This window comes from Pseudomonas sp. Van50 (assembly GCF_055390755.1).
In genome coordinates this window covers 4,298,181-4,317,955 of record NZ_AP024343.1, presented here as the reverse complement: position 1 = coordinate 4,317,955, position 19,775 = coordinate 4,298,181, and the positions used below count along the sequence as shown (strand labels likewise).

The window sequence follows — 19,775 nt, the reverse complement described above, 5'->3', positions numbered from 1 at the left end:
ATTGGCCAGCGTCTGCGACATCGACAGCGTGCCCTCATGGCGGTAGGGGTAAGTTTCTTTCACCCCGCTGGCGTTACACGCATCCCACATGAACGCGATACCTGATATCCCGATCAAAGTGGTCTTCCGGGTTCTCATAAGCTTCTAGTGTTTCCAAGAACCCTGTCCGCTCAAGACTCGTCAAATCCTCAAGGGTCCAATCGAAGGGGAAGTCGCTGGAAAAGCTCTCGCCTTGATATTCAACCCATTGAAACACTGGGAAGGGCAGGTAACCGAGCCACTCTGATCGATAGGTGATCTCGTCGGATTCGCTACTCGTCACCACGGCGCGGATCTTGTTCTTGATGGCTGCTTGGCGTTCATCCATGGTGTTTCGATCCCTAACTCGGGGTTGGGCTGGAGGGTTTGGATGTAATAGCGCTCACCCATGCGTTCCTTGCGGTTCAAGGGCGTATTTTGCCTCGAAAAGCCAAACGCAGCACATCCTGATTCTGCCGCTGCGCCTAGATGGACCTCTGGTTGACACGTTTGGAAAGTGCTTCGGCGCTTTCCTTGCGCTCGGAGTAGCGGTCGACCAAATAGGCTTCTCTGCCACGCACCAGCAAGGTGAACTTCATCAGTTCCTCCATGACATCGACAACCCGGTCGTAATAGGACGATGGCTTCATGCGTCCGGCTTCGTCGAACTCAAGGAAGGCTTTGGGGACGGAGGATTGATTGGGGATCGTGACCATGCGCATCCAACGACCCAACACGCGAAGTTGGTTCACCGTGTTGAAGGATTGCGAGCCGCCGCACACTTGCATCACCGCCAACGTCTTGCCCTGTGAGGGACGAACCGCGCCCAGGGCGAGCGGGATCCAGTCGATCTGGGCCTTGAACACCGCCGACATCGAACCATGGCGTTCTGGCGAGCACCAAACCTGGCCTTCCGACCACATCACCAGGTCGCGCAGTTCCTGTACCTTGGGGTGATCGACGGGCGCATCGTCCGGCAGCGGCAGCCCGGAAGGATCGAAGATTGCGGTTTCGGCGCCCATGAGCTCCAACAGGCGTGCCGCTTCGCGGGTCAGCAACTGACTGAAGGAGCGCTCGCGGGTTGATCCGTACAGTAGAAGTATGCGCGGCTTGTGCTGTGGTTCTGCGCTCTGCGCGAGCTTTTCCGGCGTTGGTACATCGAAAAGCGACAGGTCCAGATTTGGAAAGTCATTTGGGGGTTCGCTGGAAAACTCAGTCATTGCACCTCTCCCGTCTGGTCGAAGACCTAACATATGGAAAAGTGCATATTCGTATTTCCATATATTTAGCGCAAGACGCAATTTCGCTGACTGTCCGAAATTTCGCCGAGGGCAGATGATTTCAAGAGGAGGGGCGGCAGCTTGGAGCCTTCCCGGCAGGACTGAAGCGCAAGCTTGAGATCAGCAGCCAGGCGCGACGATTTTGGCGCAGCGCTTAAGGGGGCGGTGACGTGGATCAGCTTTGCGTAGGTGTGATGGGTGTTTCACTGGCTTCAGCTGCCAGTTTCAGGCGGTCGGCTTTGCTGATGTATTGATTCTTGCTTTTGGGTGCCAGCTTGGCACTGGCTTTTTTGGCGTTAGCCTTCAATAACTGGTTTATTTTCTTGCGGCGATTCATGTCGTTCTGCTCAGCGTGTCAATGTTCGGATGGTATCAGCTTTCCGTTTTCTCAGGATTTTTCCTGATTTTGGCAATGGGCTTCACACGGCGCTCGACAATGATCGAGTCATTGGGGATCTCCAACCGGATCGCCGTTTCCTCGGTGTGCATTTCAATGAGCGTCGAGTTGCCAACCCCTCGGAAAATCACCGTCGCATTTTCAAATCTCTTGTAATTTTCCAGCGGGGATTCCTTGGGGGCTGGCAACAGGTTGGCGTAAGGCGGTTTCACCAGAATCGTTGCCCTTTCTATACGTATCTGCGCGAAGCTCATGGCCGCTTGCAGCAAGTCGGAAGTCACGCCGCCCATGAGAAGGGGTGTCAGGAGCATGACCCCCGCGATCATTGCCCTGGTTCTTTTCAAGGGTTTCATTTCGGCGGGGGGATTCTGCTCAGGATGTTCGGAATCGACGATTGCCGGTGCCGATGGCTGCGCCGCTTTTATTTTATTGTTCTGTTCCAGATAGGCTGAATAAACGATGTACTGAAAGATGGGCAGGAGGATGAGTTGAATGTGTTCCCAGGGGCTTTTATGGGTCAGGAAGTAAATCGTCAGCGTGCCGCATATTCCAAAAAATACTGAGAAGAACGTTATTTTGGGGCGTTTGAATTCCAATATGTTTTTTTTATCGGAGAATTGTCCATGTAGCCAGACGAAGCCCCTAAGCACGGGGATGAAGATCGGAGAAAGCAATATCCCGGTGGCTGTAACGGCTGCAGAGAAATAAATGCAGACCAGGCCAAAGCAAAACGCCGTGACCAAGAATAACAAACTGTCTCCAACGGATACGCCTTGCGGGTAATGGCCGTTGCTCAATAGATAACTGACGATGCACGTACCGCCAATCAGTAATCCAATTTTTGCTGACAGGGAGAGTAGTTTTGCAGCGATCTCAATCTGTTTTTCCAGTCCAGTGGTTGCTTCCCGCATCATCAAATCCTCCTTGATATTGCGCATACGATGGTCGTTACCTGACTCATCTCTCTATGGGGGCATAGCGATGATTTGCATCCTTGTGGTGAGACAGTGGCCATGACTATAGGGGCCGTAGACGCGACGTGATTTCAGCGTCTATCACGAGGCTGCCTCAGGTCACCCTGACCGCGATCCAATTCGTTATAAAACCATAGCTGTCGCAGCCTTTCTTGACGTCAGCGTAGTACTGCAACATTTCCCATGGCGCGTAATTATCGACTGAATACTGACCATAGTTGGGATCAAAAAACACCAGATCCCTACCTTTATTCGACGCCGCTACAGCGTGCGCCCCTCCACCAGAGAAGATAAAGGCAATGACATAATACCCTTCTGACTTGGTCACCAAGTCAAGCCAGCCCTTGTGGTCGCTCAAAATAGATCCAACATCTTTGCCAACTTCCGTTGCGCAAACGCAGAATGCAGCTGCCATCGCTTGGTAATAGGCCTCGCCCAACATTCCCTCTGCCCCATAAGCGCCCTTTTTGTTCTGTCGTACCTGCTGCGACTGCATCGCTTGTGCGGCGACCATGAGTGGCATGTGCGTGATTAATTCACTCTTGCTCTGAAGCTTGCGATTCAATTTTATGCCTTGACGGCACCAGAGCATTGAGTAAGCGAAGCAGTTGCCGTTTTTCTTCTGATCTTTCAGTGCTTTTTGAAGAAAAGGATTATTGCTGGCGCCAAACTTGGTCCCAAAAGAGTGTTCTACGTTATTCAAGCCCAACGCTGGCCAGTCTGCGTTCATGCTTACTCTCCTTGTAACGCTATGAAAATTTGAAGGTTAACGTTGAAATATACTTTTCCTACCATCAACAGGAACGCTCTGACTGGCTCGTTGATGTACACCAGAAACAATTCCAACCCCGAAAAGGGGATGCGTCGTTGAAAAATGGTAGCCAAGCCAACGGCATTCTGCCATCAGCGCCGAGCAAACATTTTCCATTTGCAACTGTCGGCTGACGGTCGACCGCCTGGCCCAGCTCTGTGGGTTGCTGGGCCTGACGATGGCGCAATTGCGCCGCTGTTCGAAAACGAGGGACTGCGCTGTTGCCGGCGATGCGAGATTGGGAGCCGCAGGCGTCCAGGCAGATTAGGCGGGGGTAGATCGATAGGTCACTTATAGATAAATCGACTGGGCCAGGTATTACTTCAGGTTGCTTTGGAAGAAGCTCGTCAATTTATCGAAAGGAATGAGGTTGACCCTGTCGTAAAGATCGACATGCCCGGCGCCGGGGATAATGACAAGTTCCTTCGGCTGGCCGGCGAGTTCATACGCTTGCTCGCTGAACTCCCTGGAATGTGCATCGGCTCCGGCAATGAACAACATCGGATGAGGCGAAATGGTCTCGATGTCGTTGAGCGGGTAGAAATTCATGAACTTGACGTTGCTGGTCAGCGTAGGGTGCGTGGTCAGGTCTCTGGACGAGCCGGAGGGCGTGAACTCACCGCGCGGGGTGCGGTAGAAGTCATAGAACTCACGTTGGATAGGATGAGTATTGTCGTCCAACTGGTGCACCGTACCGCTGGTGTAAAGCGTTTCACCACCCGCGAACTCCACATTACGCTGCTGTGTGGCTTGGGCGATGATCGCCCGGCGTTGTTCGAGGGTTTGGGAGTGCTTCAATCCGTTGCGATTGACGCCACCCATGTCATACATGCTCACCGTTGCGATGGCTTTCATGCGCGGGTCGATCTTGGCTGCGCTGATCACGAAGCTGCCACTGCCACAGATACCGATGGCACCAATGCGCTCCTTGTCGACGAAAGGCTGGGCGCTGAGAAAGTCCACCGCGGCGCTGAAGTCCTCGGCATAGATATCCGGTGAGACTGCATTGCGCGGTCGCCCCTCGCTTTCGCCCCAGAATGACAAGTCCAGGGAGAGGGTCACGAAGCCTCTTTCCGCCATTTTCGTGGCATAGAGGTTGGCGCTCTGCTCCTTGACTGCGCCCATCGGGTGGCCTACGACAATCGCCGGACTTCTTGCCTTGCCATTGAGTTTTTTCGGGATGAACAGGTTGCCTGCCACGTTCATTTGATATTGGTTCTTGAAATTGACCTTCTGTACGGTCACGTCGTCGCTGGTATAAAAGTTATCTGCGCCGTTGGACATATCGGCTCCTGTTGCTGAGAGTGAACAGACAAGAAGGGTGAGTAAAACGATGATCTTCTTCATTGGGAATCCTGTTGATGCGGAGTAATCAATGTTGGGAAAACGTCACTTGCACATTCCGCCGGCCCAGCGCTTGAGCCAGTTTCGCGGTGTCGTCCACTTGTCCCAGGCGTGTGTAGGCGTAGGTCGAGTTGAAGTTCGTATAAAAGATGACCAGGGTGTCCGTGCCGTACAGCATCAGGTCGCCATTGCGGATCGTTCCCGGCTTGTTTGCTTCGGCAGGCAGCGCTTGGGGGAGGGGGGCGTATTTCTCGTTACGGTTGAGATCGCTCATCTGCAACGTCAGCGGCAACAACGTGACAAACGCGCGGGCGGCAGCGTTGTCGGCCAAGGCGATGGCGAAGCGGTGTTCGCCGACGGTCATCCACATAGCCGTGTTCTCCCTTTTTGAAGATGCCGACGCGGCACCCTTGAGCGTTGCGTAGCTGCCAGGCACGAGCATCACGGTCAGCAAACCAAGCCGGGCCCATCTCATCGCAACGGTGCATGTATTTCTGTTCATAGGGTTCATGGTGACCTGGGAGCAGTTATGCGACTAGCTAATGAGTGCTTAACAAGGCTATAAGCATGGCTAATCAATCGGCTTGAAGTGCTGCTGCCATGGTCAAAAGAAATCTCAACGATCTGCTGTCTTTCGTCACCGTGGCGCGCGAAGGCAGCTTCACGCGAGCTGCGGGGGTGCTGGGTGTCACACAATCCGCGCTGAGCCAGGCGATCAGTGGCCTGGAGGCACGCTTGCAGATCCGGTTGCTGACGCGGACCACCCGCAGCGTTTCGCCGACCATTGCCGGCGATCGGCTGTTGCAGGCCATCGGTAATCGCTTCGATGAGATAGAAGCCGAGCTGGATATGCTCACGGACATGCGCGACAAGCCTGCAGGCACTGTACGCATCACCTGCGGTGACCATGTCTTGCGCACGACCTTGCTGCCCAAACTGATCGGGTTGCTACACGACTACCCGGATATCAATGTCGAGTTCGACGTCAGCTACGGATTTCGAGACATCGTGGCGGATCGTTTCGATGCGGGCGTGCGTCTGGGCGATACCATCGACAAGGACATGGTTGCAGTCCCGATCGGCCCGCCGTTGCGGATGGCGGCCGTGGCTGCGCCAGCGTATTTCGCCACTCGCGCGGTTCCCGGGCATCCACGCGACTTGATGAACCATCGTTGCATCAACCAGCGTATGCCGACATCGGGTGGGCTCTATGTCTGGGATTTCGAACGGCGAGGCAAACAGGTCAACGTGCGAGTAGACGGCCAGCTCATTTTCAACACGTCGACCCATATCGTACAGGCGGCGGTGGCCGGGCTGGGCATTGCCTACCTGCCTGAGGAGGAGTTTGAACCCCATCTTCAAGAGGGGCGGCTGGTGCGCGTGCTGGAAGATTGGTGCCCGCCGTTTTCTGGCTACTATTTGTACTATCCCAGCCGACGGCAACCTTCGCCTGCATTCACGCTGGTTGCCAATGCATTGCGCCAAACCCATTAAGGGGAAGTGACGGTTCGAATAAGCGGATACGGCGTGTGTCTATACTTGTTCAGGCACGCTGATTCACGGGGACGGCTTTCAAGGAGTCGCTTTCAGAACACGTTTCGTCGTCCATGTGCAATCGCCAACCCCCGGGAGTGGCAAGCTGTGAGGATGCCCCGGACCAGGTGCGCCAAAGACACCTGGCCGGAGAGCGAGAATGGCGATCGGATGTGCCACGCTACCGTGACGTGGGCCGGACGCCGCAGCCAAGACTCCGGACGGCTGCCGCCATGCGGCGGTGTCGTTCGAGATGCCGAGGTACGTTTATGCCCGATGAGACGCTTCACCTGCCTTTGATCCATAGCGTGCTTGCGCGCGAAAAGGACACCCCCGGTGCCTTGCTGCCTATTCTCCATGCCATCCAGGCAGGCTGCGGGTATGTCCCCGACAGCGCCGTCCCGGAGATCGCCCACGCCCTGAACCTCAGCCTGGCTGAAGTGCGCGGGGTCATCAGTTTCTACCACGATTTCCGCACCACGCCGCCGGCGCGCCATACGCTTCGCCTGTGCCGGGCCGAGTCCTGCAAGAGCATGGGCGCCGAAGCCCTGGCTGCGCAGTTGCGCGAGCAATTGGCGCTGGACGATCACGGCACCAGCGCCGACGGCAGTATCAGCCTGCGTCCGGTCTATTGCCTGGGTGCCTGCGTCTGCTCGCCGGCCCTGGAGCTGGACGGGGAGCTGCATGCCCGGATCACGCCCGAGCGTCTGCGTCAGTTGGTGAATGATTGCATGGAGGAGGGCGCATGCTGACGCTCTGTATCCCTCGTGATTCGGTAGCCCGTGCCGTGGGCGCGGACAAGGTGGCCGATGCGTTGGTCCGTGAGGCTGAACGTCGCCAGCTGCCGCTGACGGTGTTGCGCACCAGTTCCCGTGGCCTCTATTGGCTGGAACCATTGGTGGAGCTGGACAGCGCCGGCGTCCGGCTGGGCTTCGGCCCTGTCACGCCGGCCGATGTGCCGGGCCTGCTGGATGCCTTGGCCGGCGATCCTGGTAGCCATCCGCTGGCTCTGGGACCGGTGGAGGAGATTCCCTATCTCAAGAGTCAGCAGCGCCTGCTGTTCGCGCGCGCCGGCATCACGCAACCGCTGTCCCTGGACGACTACCGTGCCCGGGGCGGCTTCCTGGGCCTGGCCCGGTCCATCCAGATGGACGGCGCGGATGTCGTCGCCAGCGTGCTGGACTCCGGCCTGCGTGGCCGGGGGGGCGCGGCGTTTCCGGCGGGCATCAAGTGGCGCACGGTGCGTGATGCCCAGGGGCCGCAGAAGTACGTGGTCTGCAACGCCGACGAAGGCGATTCCGGCACGTTCGCCGACCGTATGTTGATGGAAGGCGACCCCTTCCTGCTGATCGAAGGCATGATCATCGCCGGCATCGCCGTAGGCGCGACGATGGGCTATATCTACGTGCGCTCGGAGTACCCGGACGCCGTCAGTACCCTGAACGACGCGCTGCACATCGCCCGTGAGGCCGGTTACCTGGGCGCGAACGTCGACGGCAGTGGCCGCGTGTTCGAGCTGGAAGTGCGGGTCGGTGCCGGCGCTTATATCTGCGGCGAGGAAACGGCGCTGCTGGAATCCCTCGAGGGCAAGCGCGGCACGGTGCGCGCCAAGCCGCCGCTGCCGGCACTGCAAGGCCTGTTCGGATTGCCGACACTGGTGCATAACGTGCTGACCTTGACCTCGGTGCCGATCATCCTGGAGAAGGGCGCACAGTTCTATCGCGACTTCGGCATGGGCCGCTCCCTGGGCACGATGCCGTTCCAACTGGCCGGCAATGTCCGTCACGGTGGCCTGGTGGAACGCGCCTTCGGCCTGAGCCTGCGAGAATTGGTGGAAGGTTACGGCGGCGGTACCGCCAGCGGTCGCCCGCTGAAGGCCGCGCAAGTGGGCGGGCCGTTGGGTGCCTGGGTGCCGCCTTCGCAGTTCGATACGCCGCTGGACTACGAAGCGTTCGCCGCCATGGGCGCGATGCTCGGCCACGGTGGTGTGGTGGTCGCTGACGACAGCCTGGACATGGCCCAGATGGCCCGGTTCGCCTTGCAGTTCTGCGCCGAGGAATCCTGCGGCAAGTGCACGCCATGCCGGATCGGCTCCACCCGTGGGGTGGAAGTGGTGGATCGCTTGATCGCCAGCACTGAAGCCGGTGCCCGTCAGGAACAGGCCCTGTTGCTGCAGGACCTGTGCGACACCCTGCAATACGGTTCGCTCTGTGCCCTCGGTGGGATGACGTCCTACCCTGTCGCCAGCGCCCTCAAGCATTTCCCCGCCGACTTCGGTCTGGCGACCACGGAGGCCGACCAATGATTACCATCTTCGATCCCAGCACCGACATCGACCTGGGCACCCCGGCGCGTGAAAGCGCCGTGCAGGTCAGCCTGACCATCGACGGGCGCGAAATCAGCGTCGCCTCCGGCACCTCGGTCATGCGTGCCGCGGCCTTGCTCGGCACCACCATTCCCAAGCTCTGCGCCACCGACAGCCTTGAAGCCTTCGGCTCCTGCCGCATGTGCCTGGTGGAAATCGACGGCATGCGCGGCTATCCCGCGTCCTGCACCACGCCGGTGACCGAGGGCATGGTGGTGCGCACGCAAACCTCCAAGCTCGCGACGCTGCGACGCAATGTGATGGAGCTGTACATTTCCGACCACCCGCTGGACTGCCTGACCTGCTCGGCCAATGGCAACTGCGAATTGCAGACCGTGGCGGGGCAGGTGGGCCTGCGCGAAGTGCGCTATGGCTACGAAGGTGCCAACCACCTGGACGAGGCCAAGGACGTTTCCAACCCGTATTTCGACTACGACCCGAGCAAGTGCATCGTCTGCAGCCGTTGCGTGCGTGCCTGTGAGGAAATCCAGGGCACCTTCGCCCTGACCATCAGCGGTCGCGGCTTCGATTCCCGGGTGGAAGCGGCCGGGGGGGACAACTTCCTCGATTCCGAATGCGTGTCCTGCGGCGCCTGCGTACAGGCGTGCCCGACGGCGACCCTGATCGACAAGAGTGTTGTGGAAATCGGCCAGCCGGAGCGCAGCGTCATCACCACATGCGCCTACTGCGGCGTGGGTTGCTCGTTCCGCGCCGAGATGAAAGGCGAACAACTGGTGCGCATGGTCCCGGACAAGAACGGCCAGGCCAACCATGGCCATTCCTGCGTCAAGGGCCGTTTCGCCTGGGGCTACGCCACGCACCCGGATCGCATCACCAAGCCGATGATCCGCAAGCACATCAACGACCCGTGGCAGGAAGTCAGCTGGGACGAGGCGGTCACCTACGCCGCCAGCGAACTGCGCCGGATCCAGCTCAAGTACGGGCGCGACTCCATCGGCGGCATCACGTCCAGCCGCTGCACCAACGAAGAAACCTACCTGGTGCAGAAACTGGTGCGCACCGCGTTCGGCAACAACAACGTCGACACCTGTGCCCGTGTCTGCCATTCGCCTACCGGTTACGGCCTCAAGCAGACCCTGGGCGAATCCGCCGGGACCCAGAATTTCGACTCGGTGATGAAGGCCGACGTGATCCTGGTGATGGGCGCCAACCCCACCGATGCGCACCCGGTGTTCGGCTCCCAGCTCAAGCGCCGCCTGCGCCAGGGCGCGCGACTGATTGTCATCGACCCACGGCGCATCGATCTGGTGGATTCGCCCCACGCCCGCGCCGAGCTGCATTTGCAACTGCGTCCCGGCACCAACGTGGCGATGCTCAATGCGCTGGCCCATGTCATTGCCACCGAGGGCTTGATTGACCAGCCCTTTGTCGAAGCCCGCTGCGAGGCGACGGACTTCGCCCGCTGGCGCGACTTCGTCAGCCTGCCGGAAAACTCGCCTGAGGTTCTGGGCCCGGTTTGCGGCGTACCTGCCGAGCAGATCCGCGCCGCGGCACGGCTCTACGCCACTGGCGGTAACGCGGCCATCTACTACGGTCTCGGCGTCACCGAGCACAGCCAAGGCAGCACCTCGGTCATGGGCATCGCCAACCTGGCCATGGCGACCGGCAATATCGGTCGCGAAGGTGTCGGGGTGAACCCGCTGCGTGGACAGAACAATGTCCAGGGTTCCTGCGACATGGGCTCGTTCCCCCACGAGTTGCCAGGCTATCGGCACATCTCCAACGAAGCGGTCCGCGCCGAGTTCGAGCAAGCCTGGAACGTCACCCTGCAACCCGACCCGGGCCTGCGTATCCCGAACATGTTCGAAGCGGCCCTGGACGGCACCTTCAAGGCGCTTTATTGCCAAGGTGAGGACATCGCCCAGAGCGACCCCAATACCCAGCATGTGACGGCCGCGCTGTCCGCGCTGGAATGCGTGATCGTCCAGGACATCTTCCTCAACGAGACGGCCAAGTTCGCCCACGTGTTCCTGCCGGGCAGCTCGTTCCTGGAGAAGGACGGCACCTTTACCAACGCCGAACGCCGTATCTCCCGCGTTCGCAAGGTGATGGACCCATTGGCCGGCAAGGCCGATTGGGAAGCCACCATCGCTCTGGCCGATGCCCTGGGCTACAAGATGCACTACAACCACCCTTCGGAAATCATGGATGAAATCGCCCGCCTGACGCCGACCTTCACCCGCGTCAGCTACGCCGAACTGGAGCGCCACGGCAGCCTGCAATGGCCTTGCAACGATGCCGCGCCGGACGGCACGCCGACCATGCACATCGAGCAGTTCGTGCGCGGCAAGGGCCGTTTCATGCTCACCGGCTACGTGCCCACCGAAGAGAAGGTCAACAACCGCTACCCGCTGCTGCTGACCACCGGCCGCATCCTCAGCCAGTACAACGTCGGCGCCCAGACCCGGCGCACCGAAAACGTCGCCTGGCACGAGGAGGACCGTCTGGAAATCCATCCGACCGATGCCGAGAACCGCGGGATCGTCGACGAAGACTGGGTCGGTATCGGCAGCCGTGCCGGGCAGACGGTACTGCGCGCGAGGGTGACCGAGCGGGTAGCGCCGGGCGTGGTCTACACCACGTTCCACTTCCCGGAGTCGGGCGCCAATGTGATCACCACCGACAACTCGGACTGGGCCACCAACTGTCCGGAATACAAGGTGACAGCGGTGGAGATCGTACGGGTCAGCCAGCCTTCGGAATGGCAGAAGCGTTACCAGGCCTTCAGTGATGAACAAGGCCGCCTGCTGAGGGAACGTCGCCATGCCGAAAAAGCCGAGGTGCGTCGATGAGCTCTGACAGCTTGATCAAGATGGCCAACCAGATCGGTCAGTATTTCGCCAGTGAGCCGGACCGTGCGGTGGCGGTGCGTGGTGTGTACCAGCACATCAAGAGCTTCTGGACGCCAACCATGTGTCGCGACTTGATGGCCTGGCAAACGAAGCATCCCGACGCCGTCCTGCACCCGTTGGTGTTGGCGGCATTGATGGAGTTTGAAAAAGCGGCCTAGGAAGGGACGTTCTGTAGCGCCTGGACACAGCCCCGGCCGGTGCCTTTCGTCGTTGACGAGGGCGTCGGTCGGGGCTGTGTACCTTTCAGTTATTGGTTATTGACGGTGATGTAGGGGTCCCACGTGTTGGTCGGGCCAATCTGGTTCAGGTTACGGTCCAGCAGAACGAAATAGATTTGGTACCAGAGCTTGCCCGGGCTCAGCGCAGTGGACTGCCAGAAGGTATAGGTCACATCGGTTTTGGCGATACCGCCGGGGGCGCCGTTGTCCAGATAAGGCACGGGGATGCCGGGGATGTTGAACGGTGTCGGCTTCGAAATGGTGCCCTTGTAATCACCGCCCTGGTGGGGGTCGCCGATCTCGACGTCCTTGATCAATGCGATGCGGTCGAAGTTGCGCGACAGCGTGGTGGCGCGCCAGCGAATGATGTCACCGGGTTTTACGTCGAACCACAATTCGTTACCGCCTTCGCCTTCGCCGCTGGTGACGTTGGCATGGCTGTCGATGGCACTGCGGGTCACCAGCATGGCAATCGCGCCGCCTACGTCGTTGGGGTGGGCGAGCAGGTAATCGGCGTCAACGTTGACCAGCACATCAATGGTTTGGGTCGTTCCAGACATTTTGTTGCTCCTTGAGGGGAATGACATTGACGACCGCGCCTGCAAAGGCGTCCGGGCCACCCGGTCCCTGGGTGCGGTCTCGAGAGGAACGATAGGTGATAGCGTTGTAGTGTCAAATTTCGAATGCTTGACGCTGGCCAAGCAGAGCGAAGCGCAACACAACCAAGGCTTTGATTTACTTTTGGCGTGGACGATCACCCACTGGATTCTGGGTGGTTTGCGGGTAGCGTCAGTGGCCAAAGGCGTACGAATTTTGTCGGCGATTGCTCCCGATCTCGCCGGAGGACAGGACGCTGGCAAGGGGATGGACGCCCTTGCCAGCGAAGCAGGAAAAATCAGCTCCGGGCTTGATCGGCCGCCCAGTGCTTCATTTCTTCGGCGATGAAGTGGTTCACCAGGTCGCTGTACATTTTTTCGATGGCATCCGGGCTCAGGCCCTCGGCCTCGGCCCATTCCCGTCGTGTCGCCAGCATCGCCTTGAAACGCTCCGGCGCACGCACCGACGTGGCCGAGGTCTTGAACTTCGAGGCCGCGAGTACGTATTGAAAACGCTTGCCCAGCAATTTGATGACCGCCTGATCGAGGGCATCGATTTCACCACGAATGTCCTCCATGCTGACGCACTCCGAGGGTTGCAGCCGATTGCAGACTTCCATGTAGATCGCTCCATTGTTTGAGCAGGCTCGGCCCAGCCAGGGCCGATGTGCTGATGTAGGTTAAAAATGCCAATCCAGGCCATCAGGTTTGGCAAGCGGGGGCGTTTGCTTGTGACAGCGATGGTGGCTGTGCTGCCGCCATCGCGAGCAAGCTCGCTCCCACAGGAGGCTTGGATCGGCCGCGAAATCGAGGCGCACCACCGATCAAACTGTGGGAGCGAGCTTGCTCGCGATGGCACTTGATCAGGCAACCAAAATTTCAAAACCGCAGGCCTAGTCGCCGGTGTCTTCCGGTTCCAGCGCTCGCAGCCAGCGGTTCTCCGAACGGCTCAGGTGTTGGCGCATCGAGGTTTGGGCACCCAGTACATCCTTGTGGGCTACGGCGCGCAGGATCGCTTCATGTTCGGCGACCGCGGCTTCCCATGTCAGGGCATTCTCCGAGTGTTTGCTCAGGTGAGCCGAAATCGGGTTGTGTCGTTCATCGAAAAGGGCGGTGATGATCCGCACCAGGGCGGAGTTGCCGCTCATCTTGGCCAGGCGCTGATGGAACTTACGGTCATCCTCCAGTGGAGGCAGGCCGTTGGCGATGCTCGCGCGCATGGCATCGATGCAGTCCTGCAGATAGCGGTAGTCGCTTTTCTTGCCATGCAGGCACGCCAGGATCACCGACTCGCCTTCGATCAACGCACGCGCCTGCATCAGTTCCGAAGGGCTCTCACCCAAGGTCATGCTCGGGTTTTTTCCGTCCTTGGACCGGGCTCGCACATACACGCCGGAGCCCATCTTGATCTCGATGTCGCCGTCTATTTCCAAGGCGATCAGCGCCTCGCGAAGCGACGGCCTGGAAACCCCCAACAGTTGGGTCAAGTCGCGCTCGGGGGGAAGCCTGGAACCTGCCTTGAAATCCCCCTGGGCGATGTAGTTGCGCAGTTGATCGGCGATTTTCTGGTAGGGCTTGCGTTCGGCGGCGTTGATCGGTGAGACCATGGGTGGACGTCCATCGGAGAGTCCGCAAAGGCTACCATAGGCGCTTGATGGTGGGAGCGAGCTTGCTCGCGAAGGCGGCGGTACATTCAGCATTGATGCAAACTGACCCACCGCTTTGGCGAGCAAGCTCGCTCTCACAGGGAGAGGGGGGCAATGACTTCGCCATTCACATCACCGCACCGATCTGCCAAGGCAGGAACTCGTTATCGCCCAAGCCGTTTTCCTCGCTGCAGGTGCGGTGCCCGGACGCGGTCGCCAGCATCAGTCGGAACAACCGCTCACCGGCCTGGGCCACCGATTCCACGCCATCGACAATGCCGCCCGCGTTGAAGTCCATGTCCAGCTCCATGCGTTGGAACAGCCGGGTGTTGGTGGCAATTTTCAACGAGGGCGTGGGCTTGCACCCGTAGGTCGAGCCACGGCCCGTGGTGAAGCAGATCAGGTTGGCGCCACCCGCCACCTGGCCGGTCGCCGACACCGGGTCGTAACCGGGGGTGTCCATGAACACCAGGCCCCGGGCATCGACCGTTTCCGCATATTGGTATACGCCCATCAGCCCGGTCGCACCGGCTTTCGCCACGGCACCGAGGGATTTTTCCAGGATGGTGGTGATGCCCCCGGTCTTGTTGCCCGGCGAAGGGTTGTTGTTCATGTCACCGTCATTGTGGCGGACGTAGGCTTCCCACCAATGGATGCGCGCCATCAATTTTGCCGCGATGTCGGCAGACGCGGCGCGGGCCGTCAGCAAGTGTTCGGCCCCATAGATTTCCGGGGTTTCCGAAAGGATCGCCGTGCCGCCCTGTTGCACCAGCAGGTCTACGGCCGCGCCGAGTGCCGGATTGGCCGTGATACCGGAGTAGCCATCCGAGCCGCCGCATTGCAAACCGACGCACAAGTGGCTGGCGGTAACGGTTGTGCGCTGGCATTGGTCGACGAGGGGCAGCATCGCTTCGATGTGGGCGATGCCTCGTCGCACGGCTTCGCGAGTGCCGCCTTCGTCCTGGATGACCAGGCTGGCCTTGAGCGCCGCGGAGCGATCCGCCAGTTCATTCATCAACGGGGTGAGTTGATTGACCTCGCAACCCAGCCCAATCAACAGCACACCAGCGAAATTGGCGTGATCGGCATAGCCCCTCAGGGTTCGCTTGAGAATGTCGATCCCTTCGCCCTGGGCACCCATGCCACAGCCGCTGCCATGGGTGATTGCAACGACGCCATCGACGTTGGGGAAGTCTTTCAAGCGCTCGGCGGAAAAGACGTTGGCGATCTGCTTGCAGACGGTTGCCGAGCAGTTGACGCTGGAAATGACCCCGATGTAATTGCGTGTGCCGACGCGTCCATCCTCGCGGACGTAACCTTCGAAGGTCGCGGGGTTCTCGCTCAACGACGTGGGGACATAGACGTTCCGTACGTTGTGTTCGGCCGTGTTGGCGGGCATGTCCAGGTTGTGTACGTGGACGTGATCGCCGGGCTCGATGGCCTGGGTGGCCTGGCCGATGGTTTGGCCGTACTTGAGCACCCGCTGGTCGGCCGACACCGGGCGCAGGGCGATCTTGTGGCCGGACGGAATCGCCTGCCGGGCGACCAGGCGGATGCCGTCGGCATTCACCGACTGACCTTCGGCGATATCGCCTCGGGCCACCGCGACATCATCGCCGGGTGTCAGAACAAGCAAAGAAGAAGGCGGGTTCATGGGGCGTCCTCCGATTCCTAGCACTCGATGATCGCCTTGACGACACCTTGCGTGGGGTCGAGCAAGGTGGCGAACGAGTGGGGCACGTCGCCCAGCGTCAGTCGGTGGGTGTTCAGGGCCGCATCCGGAATCAAGCCGTCGCGCAAGCATTGCTCGACGTACCGGAAGTCTTCCTGGGTGGCGTTGCGGCTGCCCATCAGCGTGGCTTCTCGCTTATGGAACTCAGGGTCGGAGAAGGTGATGGAGTCCCGAACCACCGAGATCATCACATAGGTGCCGCCATGGGCGATGAACTCGAACCCGCGCTCCATGGCCCGGGCATTGCCGGTGGCGTCGAAGACCACGTCGAAAAAATCACCCTCGGTCAGCTCGGCCAGGGCTTGCTTGTCGCCTTCGCCGATCTGCACGGCGGCGTGGATATTCAGGTGTTGCTTGCAGAACGACAGGCGATCCTCGCGGGTATCCAGGACGGTGACTTTCGCACCGCGCAGGCTGGCGAAGATCGCCGCCGCCATGCCGATCGGGCCGGTGCCGACCACCAGGGCGTGCTTCTGCGCCTGGATGTTCGAGCGCCGTACGGCGTGAGCGCCGATGGAGAGGAATTCGATCATCGCGGCCTGGTCCAGGGAACCCCCACCGCCTTGTGCACGAACGCATGGGGAACGCTCAGGTATTGAGTGAAAGCACCGTCGCAGTGAACCCCCAGCACCTGGATAGCGGTGCAGCAGTTGGTCTTGCCCTGGCGGCAGGCGATGCAAGTCCCGCAGGACAGGTACGGCATCACATAGACGACATCGCCGACAGCCAGGTCGCTGGCCTCGTCGGTGCCTTCCACGACCCCGGAGAACTCATGGCCCATGACCCGCGGATATTCGAGGTACGGTTGATTGCCGGTGAAGATGTGCAGGTCGGTGCCGCAGACCCCGACACGCTTGACCCGGATCAGGATCTCCCCCGGTTTCCTGAGGGGGGTTCACGTTCGATGGCGGTGAGCGAGCCGGGTTCGTTACAGATGACTGTCAGCATGGCGATGCTCCTTGGCTGGCTTGCAGGCATTGGTTGCCTGCAGGCGGGAGGAGGGTTGTGAGCGCGCGGCTGCCGGGACCGGGGCTCTCTTTTTTGTTGTAGGCGAGCGGTGACCTGCACCCATGACCTTGGGGCCGAAACTACAGGCTGGAAAAAATATTGGCAAGACCAATTAATAAAAATATAGATTGGACTGACCAATGTGATCTGGACGTCGCCCGGCACTGCATCATCGACTGAACCCAGGTCCATCCCGGCAGGTCACTCGTTCGTCAGGAACGAAAAACAGGATGGACCCCTTGATGCGACCTATTGAGCTCACCAGCCTTTCCTTTGCCACGCTGCTGTGCGTGGCCTGTTCAAGCCAACCGCCTGCCACATGGAGCTACGTCGACGCCCAGGGACGGGCCAATCTTCCCCCCGACCAGGCCTACCCCGAGCTCTTTGAAGCGGTGCAGCGTGGGCAGGTGTTCACCGACCAGAAGCATTTCGTGGACGCACTGCCCAACCGTGATCCGGCGCAAATCCGCGCCGATTACCTGGCCCGACGTGACCACGACGGCTTCGATATCAAGGCCTTCGTGAAAGACAACTTCATCGAATCTGGCCAAGCCGAAAGCCCGGCGCCCAAGCCCGGCGCTCCGATCCGGGAACACATCGACAGCCTCTGGCCGATCCTGAGCCGATCCTACAGCCAGGTGCCGGCCTACAGCAGTTTGTTGCCCTTGCCGCAGCCCTATGTGGTACCTGGCGGACGCTTTCGCGAGATGTATTACTGGGATTCGTATTTCACCATGCTGGGTCTCGAGCAAAGCGGCGATAAGGCCCAGGTCCGCCAGATGACCGATAACTTTGCCTACATGATCGACACCTACGGCCACATTCCCAACGGCAATCGCACCTACTACCTGAGCCGGTCGCAGCCGCCATTCTTCGCCTACATGGTGGCGTTGCAGGCGCGCATCGAAGGTGACCAGGCCTATGGGCGATACCTGCCACAGTTGCAGAAGGAGTATGCCTATTGGATGGCGGGCGCCCAGGCACTCAAGCCCGGTGCTGCGGATCGGCACGTGGTCAAACTCGCCGATGGCAGTGTGCTCAACCGCTATTGGGATGCCAGACCGACGCCTCGACAGGAATCCTGGTTGCAAGATGTCCGCACCGCCGAACAGGCGCCGGACCGGCCCAAGGAAGAGGTCTGGCGTGACCTGCGCGCCGGCGCCGAAAGTGGCTGGGACTTCAGCTCGCGCTGGTTGGACGACGGCCAGAACCTGGCGAGTATTCGCACCACGGCCATTGTGCCCGTGGACCTCAATAGCTTGATCTATCATCTGGAACAGACCATCGCCAAAGCCTGCGAGACGGTGCAGAACGCCCCGTGCGTCCAGGCTTACGGCCGGCGCGCCGAACTGCGCCAGCGGGCCATCGAGCAGCACTTGTGGAATGCCGACAAAGGTTTCTACGTGGACTACGACTGGCAACGCCAGCAACAACGCCAGCAGCTCACGGCCGCGACGCTTTTCCCGCTGTACACCGGCCTGGCCAGCGCCGAACATGCCAATCGCACCGCCGATGCGGTCCGTGATGGTCTGTTACGTGCCGCAGGTATCGCCACCACCCAGGTCAACACTGGCCAGCAGTGGGACGAACCCAATGGCTGGGCACCGTTGCAATGGGTCGCGGTGGAAGGGCTGGACCGCTACGGGCACACCGCGTTGGCGCAACAGGTAGGCAGTCGCTTCTTGCAGCAGGTCGAGAACCTCTACCGCAAGGAAAACAAGTTGGTGGAGAAATACGACCTGTCCGGACGGGGCGACGGCGGGGGAGGTGGCGAATATGAATTGCAGGACGGCTTCGGCTGGACGAATGGGGTGACGCTCAAGCTGCTGGGTAAATATGGCAAGACTTCCTCAACCCTTGGCGAGTGAATGCCAATGAACCCATGTGGGAGCGAGCTTGCTCGCGATGACGGCGTGCCAGCCACCTTCAAATGCTGCTGAACCGCCGCTATCGCGAGCAAGCTCGCTCCCACAAGGGGGGTGGTGGGTGTCAAATCTCACCGTCATCCTGGAAAAAAGTGGGCTCGCTATTCATGCACCGTCACCCGATTGCGCCCGGTCTTCTTCGAGGTATACAGCGCCTGGTCGGCCCTGGCGATCAGCTCGGCGTGGTCGTTCGAGGGCTGGCTCAGGTCGGCCACTCCCAGGCTGACGGTGAAGCGGATAGTCTGGTCGTTGAACTGCACTTCCAGCGCTTCGATAGCCTTGCGCAGGCGCTCGGCGAAAATCTGTGCGCCGGCCTTGTCGGTGTCTGAAAGCACTACGCCGAACTCTTCACCGCCATAACGCCCGGCCACGTCGGACTCGCGCACATGCTCGTGCAGCAGCTTGGCGACGTGCTCGATGACCTTGTCGCCAGCCTGGTGGCCGTAGGTGTCGTTGACCCGCTTGAAATGATCGATGTCGAGCATGACCAGGCTCAACGCATGGCCATAGCGCTGGTGCCGGGCGTAGGCGGCTTTCAGATTGCCCTCCCAATAACCGCGGTTGTACAGGCCGGTCAACTGATCGGTACTGGAAAGTCGCTGCAGCTGTGCGTTGGCGGCCTGGAGCTGATGCCGGTTGGTGGCGACGTCGGTGACGTCATAGATCACCAGGCAGATATGCTTGATGGTGTTGTCGGGCGAGCGCAGCGGCAACAGCGTGGTGTTCTGGTACATGAACGCTTCCTGGCCGGTGATCGGCTGGTAACTCTTGAAGCGCATCAAGTACGGGCGCTGCTCCCAGACCGTGAACGCTGGCGTGCCCAGGGTCGCGACGCTTTCCACCTTGCGGCTGAACCATTGGCGATCGATTTCAGGGAACAGGCTGAAAAAATGCTGGTTGTGCGCGTCCTTGGGCTGCACCCCGGAGCGGTTCTCCATGAAGGTGTTCCAGACTTGCACGCGGTACTCGCGGTCGAGCACCACCACCCCGACGTCGATGCTCTGAACGATGGCCAGCAACCAGTGGAATTCGTTCAGATCGATGGATTCGCTCAT

General features: G+C 60.0%; 18 protein-coding genes and 1 pseudogene. 6 read left to right on the top strand and 13 right to left on the bottom strand.

The features are described from left to right. Window positions 1-73 precede the first annotated feature (73 nt). From ACZ5M5_RS18095 to ACZ5M5_RS18065, 7 genes are all read right to left on the bottom strand, one after another. Entirely contained in the window at window positions 74-367 is a 294-nt protein-coding gene (locus ACZ5M5_RS18095) for a hypothetical protein (protein ID WP_060741908.1), read from the bottom strand. 136 nt (window positions 368-503) lie between these two features. Continuing rightward, window positions 504-1,238, bottom strand: coding sequence for an arsenical resistance protein ArsH (gene arsH, locus ACZ5M5_RS18090; RefSeq protein ID WP_103308529.1), 735 nt, complete (start codon window positions 1,236-1,238; stop codon window positions 504-506). 235 nt (window positions 1,239-1,473) lie between these two features. After that, window positions 1,474-1,635: a DUF2986 domain-containing protein gene (locus ACZ5M5_RS18085; protein WP_081015415.1), complete on the bottom strand. Its 162-nt coding sequence runs from the start codon at window positions 1,633-1,635 to the stop codon at window positions 1,474-1,476. Between the two features lie 35 nt (window positions 1,636-1,670). Beyond that, complete coding sequence (locus ACZ5M5_RS18080; protein ID WP_464737730.1) at window positions 1,671-2,633, bottom strand: hypothetical protein; 963 nt, start codon at window positions 2,631-2,633, stop codon at window positions 1,671-1,673. A gap of 130 nt (window positions 2,634-2,763) precedes the next feature. Then, window positions 2,764-3,399: a YopT-type cysteine protease domain-containing protein gene (locus ACZ5M5_RS18075; protein WP_060741911.1), complete on the bottom strand. Its 636-nt coding sequence runs from the start codon at window positions 3,397-3,399 to the stop codon at window positions 2,764-2,766. 399 nt (window positions 3,400-3,798) lie between these two features. Beyond that, window positions 3,799-4,827 (bottom strand): alpha/beta hydrolase, encoded by a 1,029-nt coding sequence (locus ACZ5M5_RS18070; RefSeq protein ID WP_060741912.1) that lies wholly within the window; start codon window positions 4,825-4,827, stop codon window positions 3,799-3,801. Window positions 4,828-4,852: 25 nt separating this feature from the next. After that, window positions 4,853-5,299: a cyclophilin-like fold protein gene (locus tag ACZ5M5_RS18065; protein ID WP_103308531.1), complete on the bottom strand. Its 447-nt coding sequence runs from the start codon at window positions 5,297-5,299 to the stop codon at window positions 4,853-4,855. A gap of 125 nt (window positions 5,300-5,424) precedes the next feature. Here ACZ5M5_RS18065 and ACZ5M5_RS18060 point away from each other — a divergent pair, with 125 nt between their 5' ends. The 5 genes from ACZ5M5_RS18060 (at window position 5,425) to ACZ5M5_RS18040 (ending at window position 11,753) form a co-directional block, all read left to right on the top strand. Continuing rightward, a complete protein-coding gene (locus tag ACZ5M5_RS18060; protein ID WP_060741914.1) occupies window positions 5,425-6,318 on the top strand; it encodes a LysR family transcriptional regulator in 894 nt (297 codons plus the stop codon). A gap of 308 nt (window positions 6,319-6,626) precedes the next feature. After that, window positions 6,627-7,109, top strand: coding sequence for a formate dehydrogenase subunit gamma (locus tag ACZ5M5_RS18055; RefSeq protein ID WP_060741915.1), 483 nt, complete (start codon window positions 6,627-6,629; stop codon window positions 7,107-7,109). Continuing rightward, complete coding sequence (locus tag ACZ5M5_RS18050) at window positions 7,103-8,662, top strand: formate dehydrogenase beta subunit (RefSeq protein WP_060741916.1); 1,560 nt, start codon at window positions 7,103-7,105, stop codon at window positions 8,660-8,662. The genes ACZ5M5_RS18055 and ACZ5M5_RS18050 overlap by 7 nt, the downstream gene beginning before the upstream one ends. Further along, window positions 8,659-11,535 (top strand): formate dehydrogenase subunit alpha, encoded by a 2,877-nt coding sequence (fdhF, locus tag ACZ5M5_RS18045; protein WP_060741917.1) that lies wholly within the window; start codon window positions 8,659-8,661, stop codon window positions 11,533-11,535. The genes ACZ5M5_RS18050 and fdhF overlap by 4 nt, the downstream gene beginning before the upstream one ends. Further along, window positions 11,532-11,753 (top strand): formate dehydrogenase subunit delta, encoded by a 222-nt coding sequence (locus tag ACZ5M5_RS18040; RefSeq protein ID WP_060741918.1) that lies wholly within the window; start codon window positions 11,532-11,534, stop codon window positions 11,751-11,753. Before fdhF ends, ACZ5M5_RS18040 begins: the two co-directional genes overlap by 4 nt. Before the next feature lie 89 nt (window positions 11,754-11,842). On the opposite strand, the gene ACZ5M5_RS18035 is transcribed toward ACZ5M5_RS18040, so the two are convergent. The 5 genes and pseudogenes from ACZ5M5_RS18035 to ACZ5M5_RS18015 form a co-directional block, all read right to left on the bottom strand. Beyond that, entirely contained in the window at window positions 11,843-12,373 is a 531-nt protein-coding gene (locus ACZ5M5_RS18035) for an AidA/PixA family protein (protein WP_060741919.1), read from the bottom strand. 335 nt (window positions 12,374-12,708) lie between these two features. Further along, complete coding sequence (locus ACZ5M5_RS18030; protein ID WP_060741920.1) at window positions 12,709-13,029, bottom strand: isochorismate lyase; 321 nt, start codon at window positions 13,027-13,029, stop codon at window positions 12,709-12,711. 273 nt (window positions 13,030-13,302) lie between these two features. After that, on the bottom strand, window positions 13,303-14,016 hold the full coding sequence (locus ACZ5M5_RS18025) for a FadR/GntR family transcriptional regulator (RefSeq protein ID WP_464737729.1): 714 nt from the start codon (window positions 14,014-14,016) through the stop codon (window positions 13,303-13,305). A gap of 166 nt (window positions 14,017-14,182) precedes the next feature. Next, entirely contained in the window at window positions 14,183-15,709 is a 1,527-nt protein-coding gene (locus ACZ5M5_RS18020) for a UxaA family hydrolase (RefSeq protein WP_464737728.1), read from the bottom strand. A gap of 17 nt (window positions 15,710-15,726) precedes the next feature. After that, window positions 15,727-16,735: pseudogene (locus tag ACZ5M5_RS18015) on the bottom strand (zinc-binding alcohol dehydrogenase family protein). Window positions 16,736-17,037: 302 nt separating this feature from the next. On the opposite strand from ACZ5M5_RS18015, the gene treA reads away from it, so the two are divergent. Continuing rightward, window positions 17,038-18,663: an alpha,alpha-trehalase TreA gene (gene treA / locus ACZ5M5_RS18010; protein ID WP_464739416.1), complete on the top strand. Its 1,626-nt coding sequence runs from the start codon at window positions 17,038-17,040 to the stop codon at window positions 18,661-18,663. A 158-nt stretch (window positions 18,664-18,821) separates the two neighbouring features. On the opposite strand, the gene ACZ5M5_RS18005 is transcribed toward treA, so the two are convergent. After that, window positions 18,822-19,775, bottom strand: coding sequence for a sensor domain-containing diguanylate cyclase (locus tag ACZ5M5_RS18005; protein WP_464737727.1), 954 nt, complete (start codon window positions 19,773-19,775; stop codon window positions 18,822-18,824).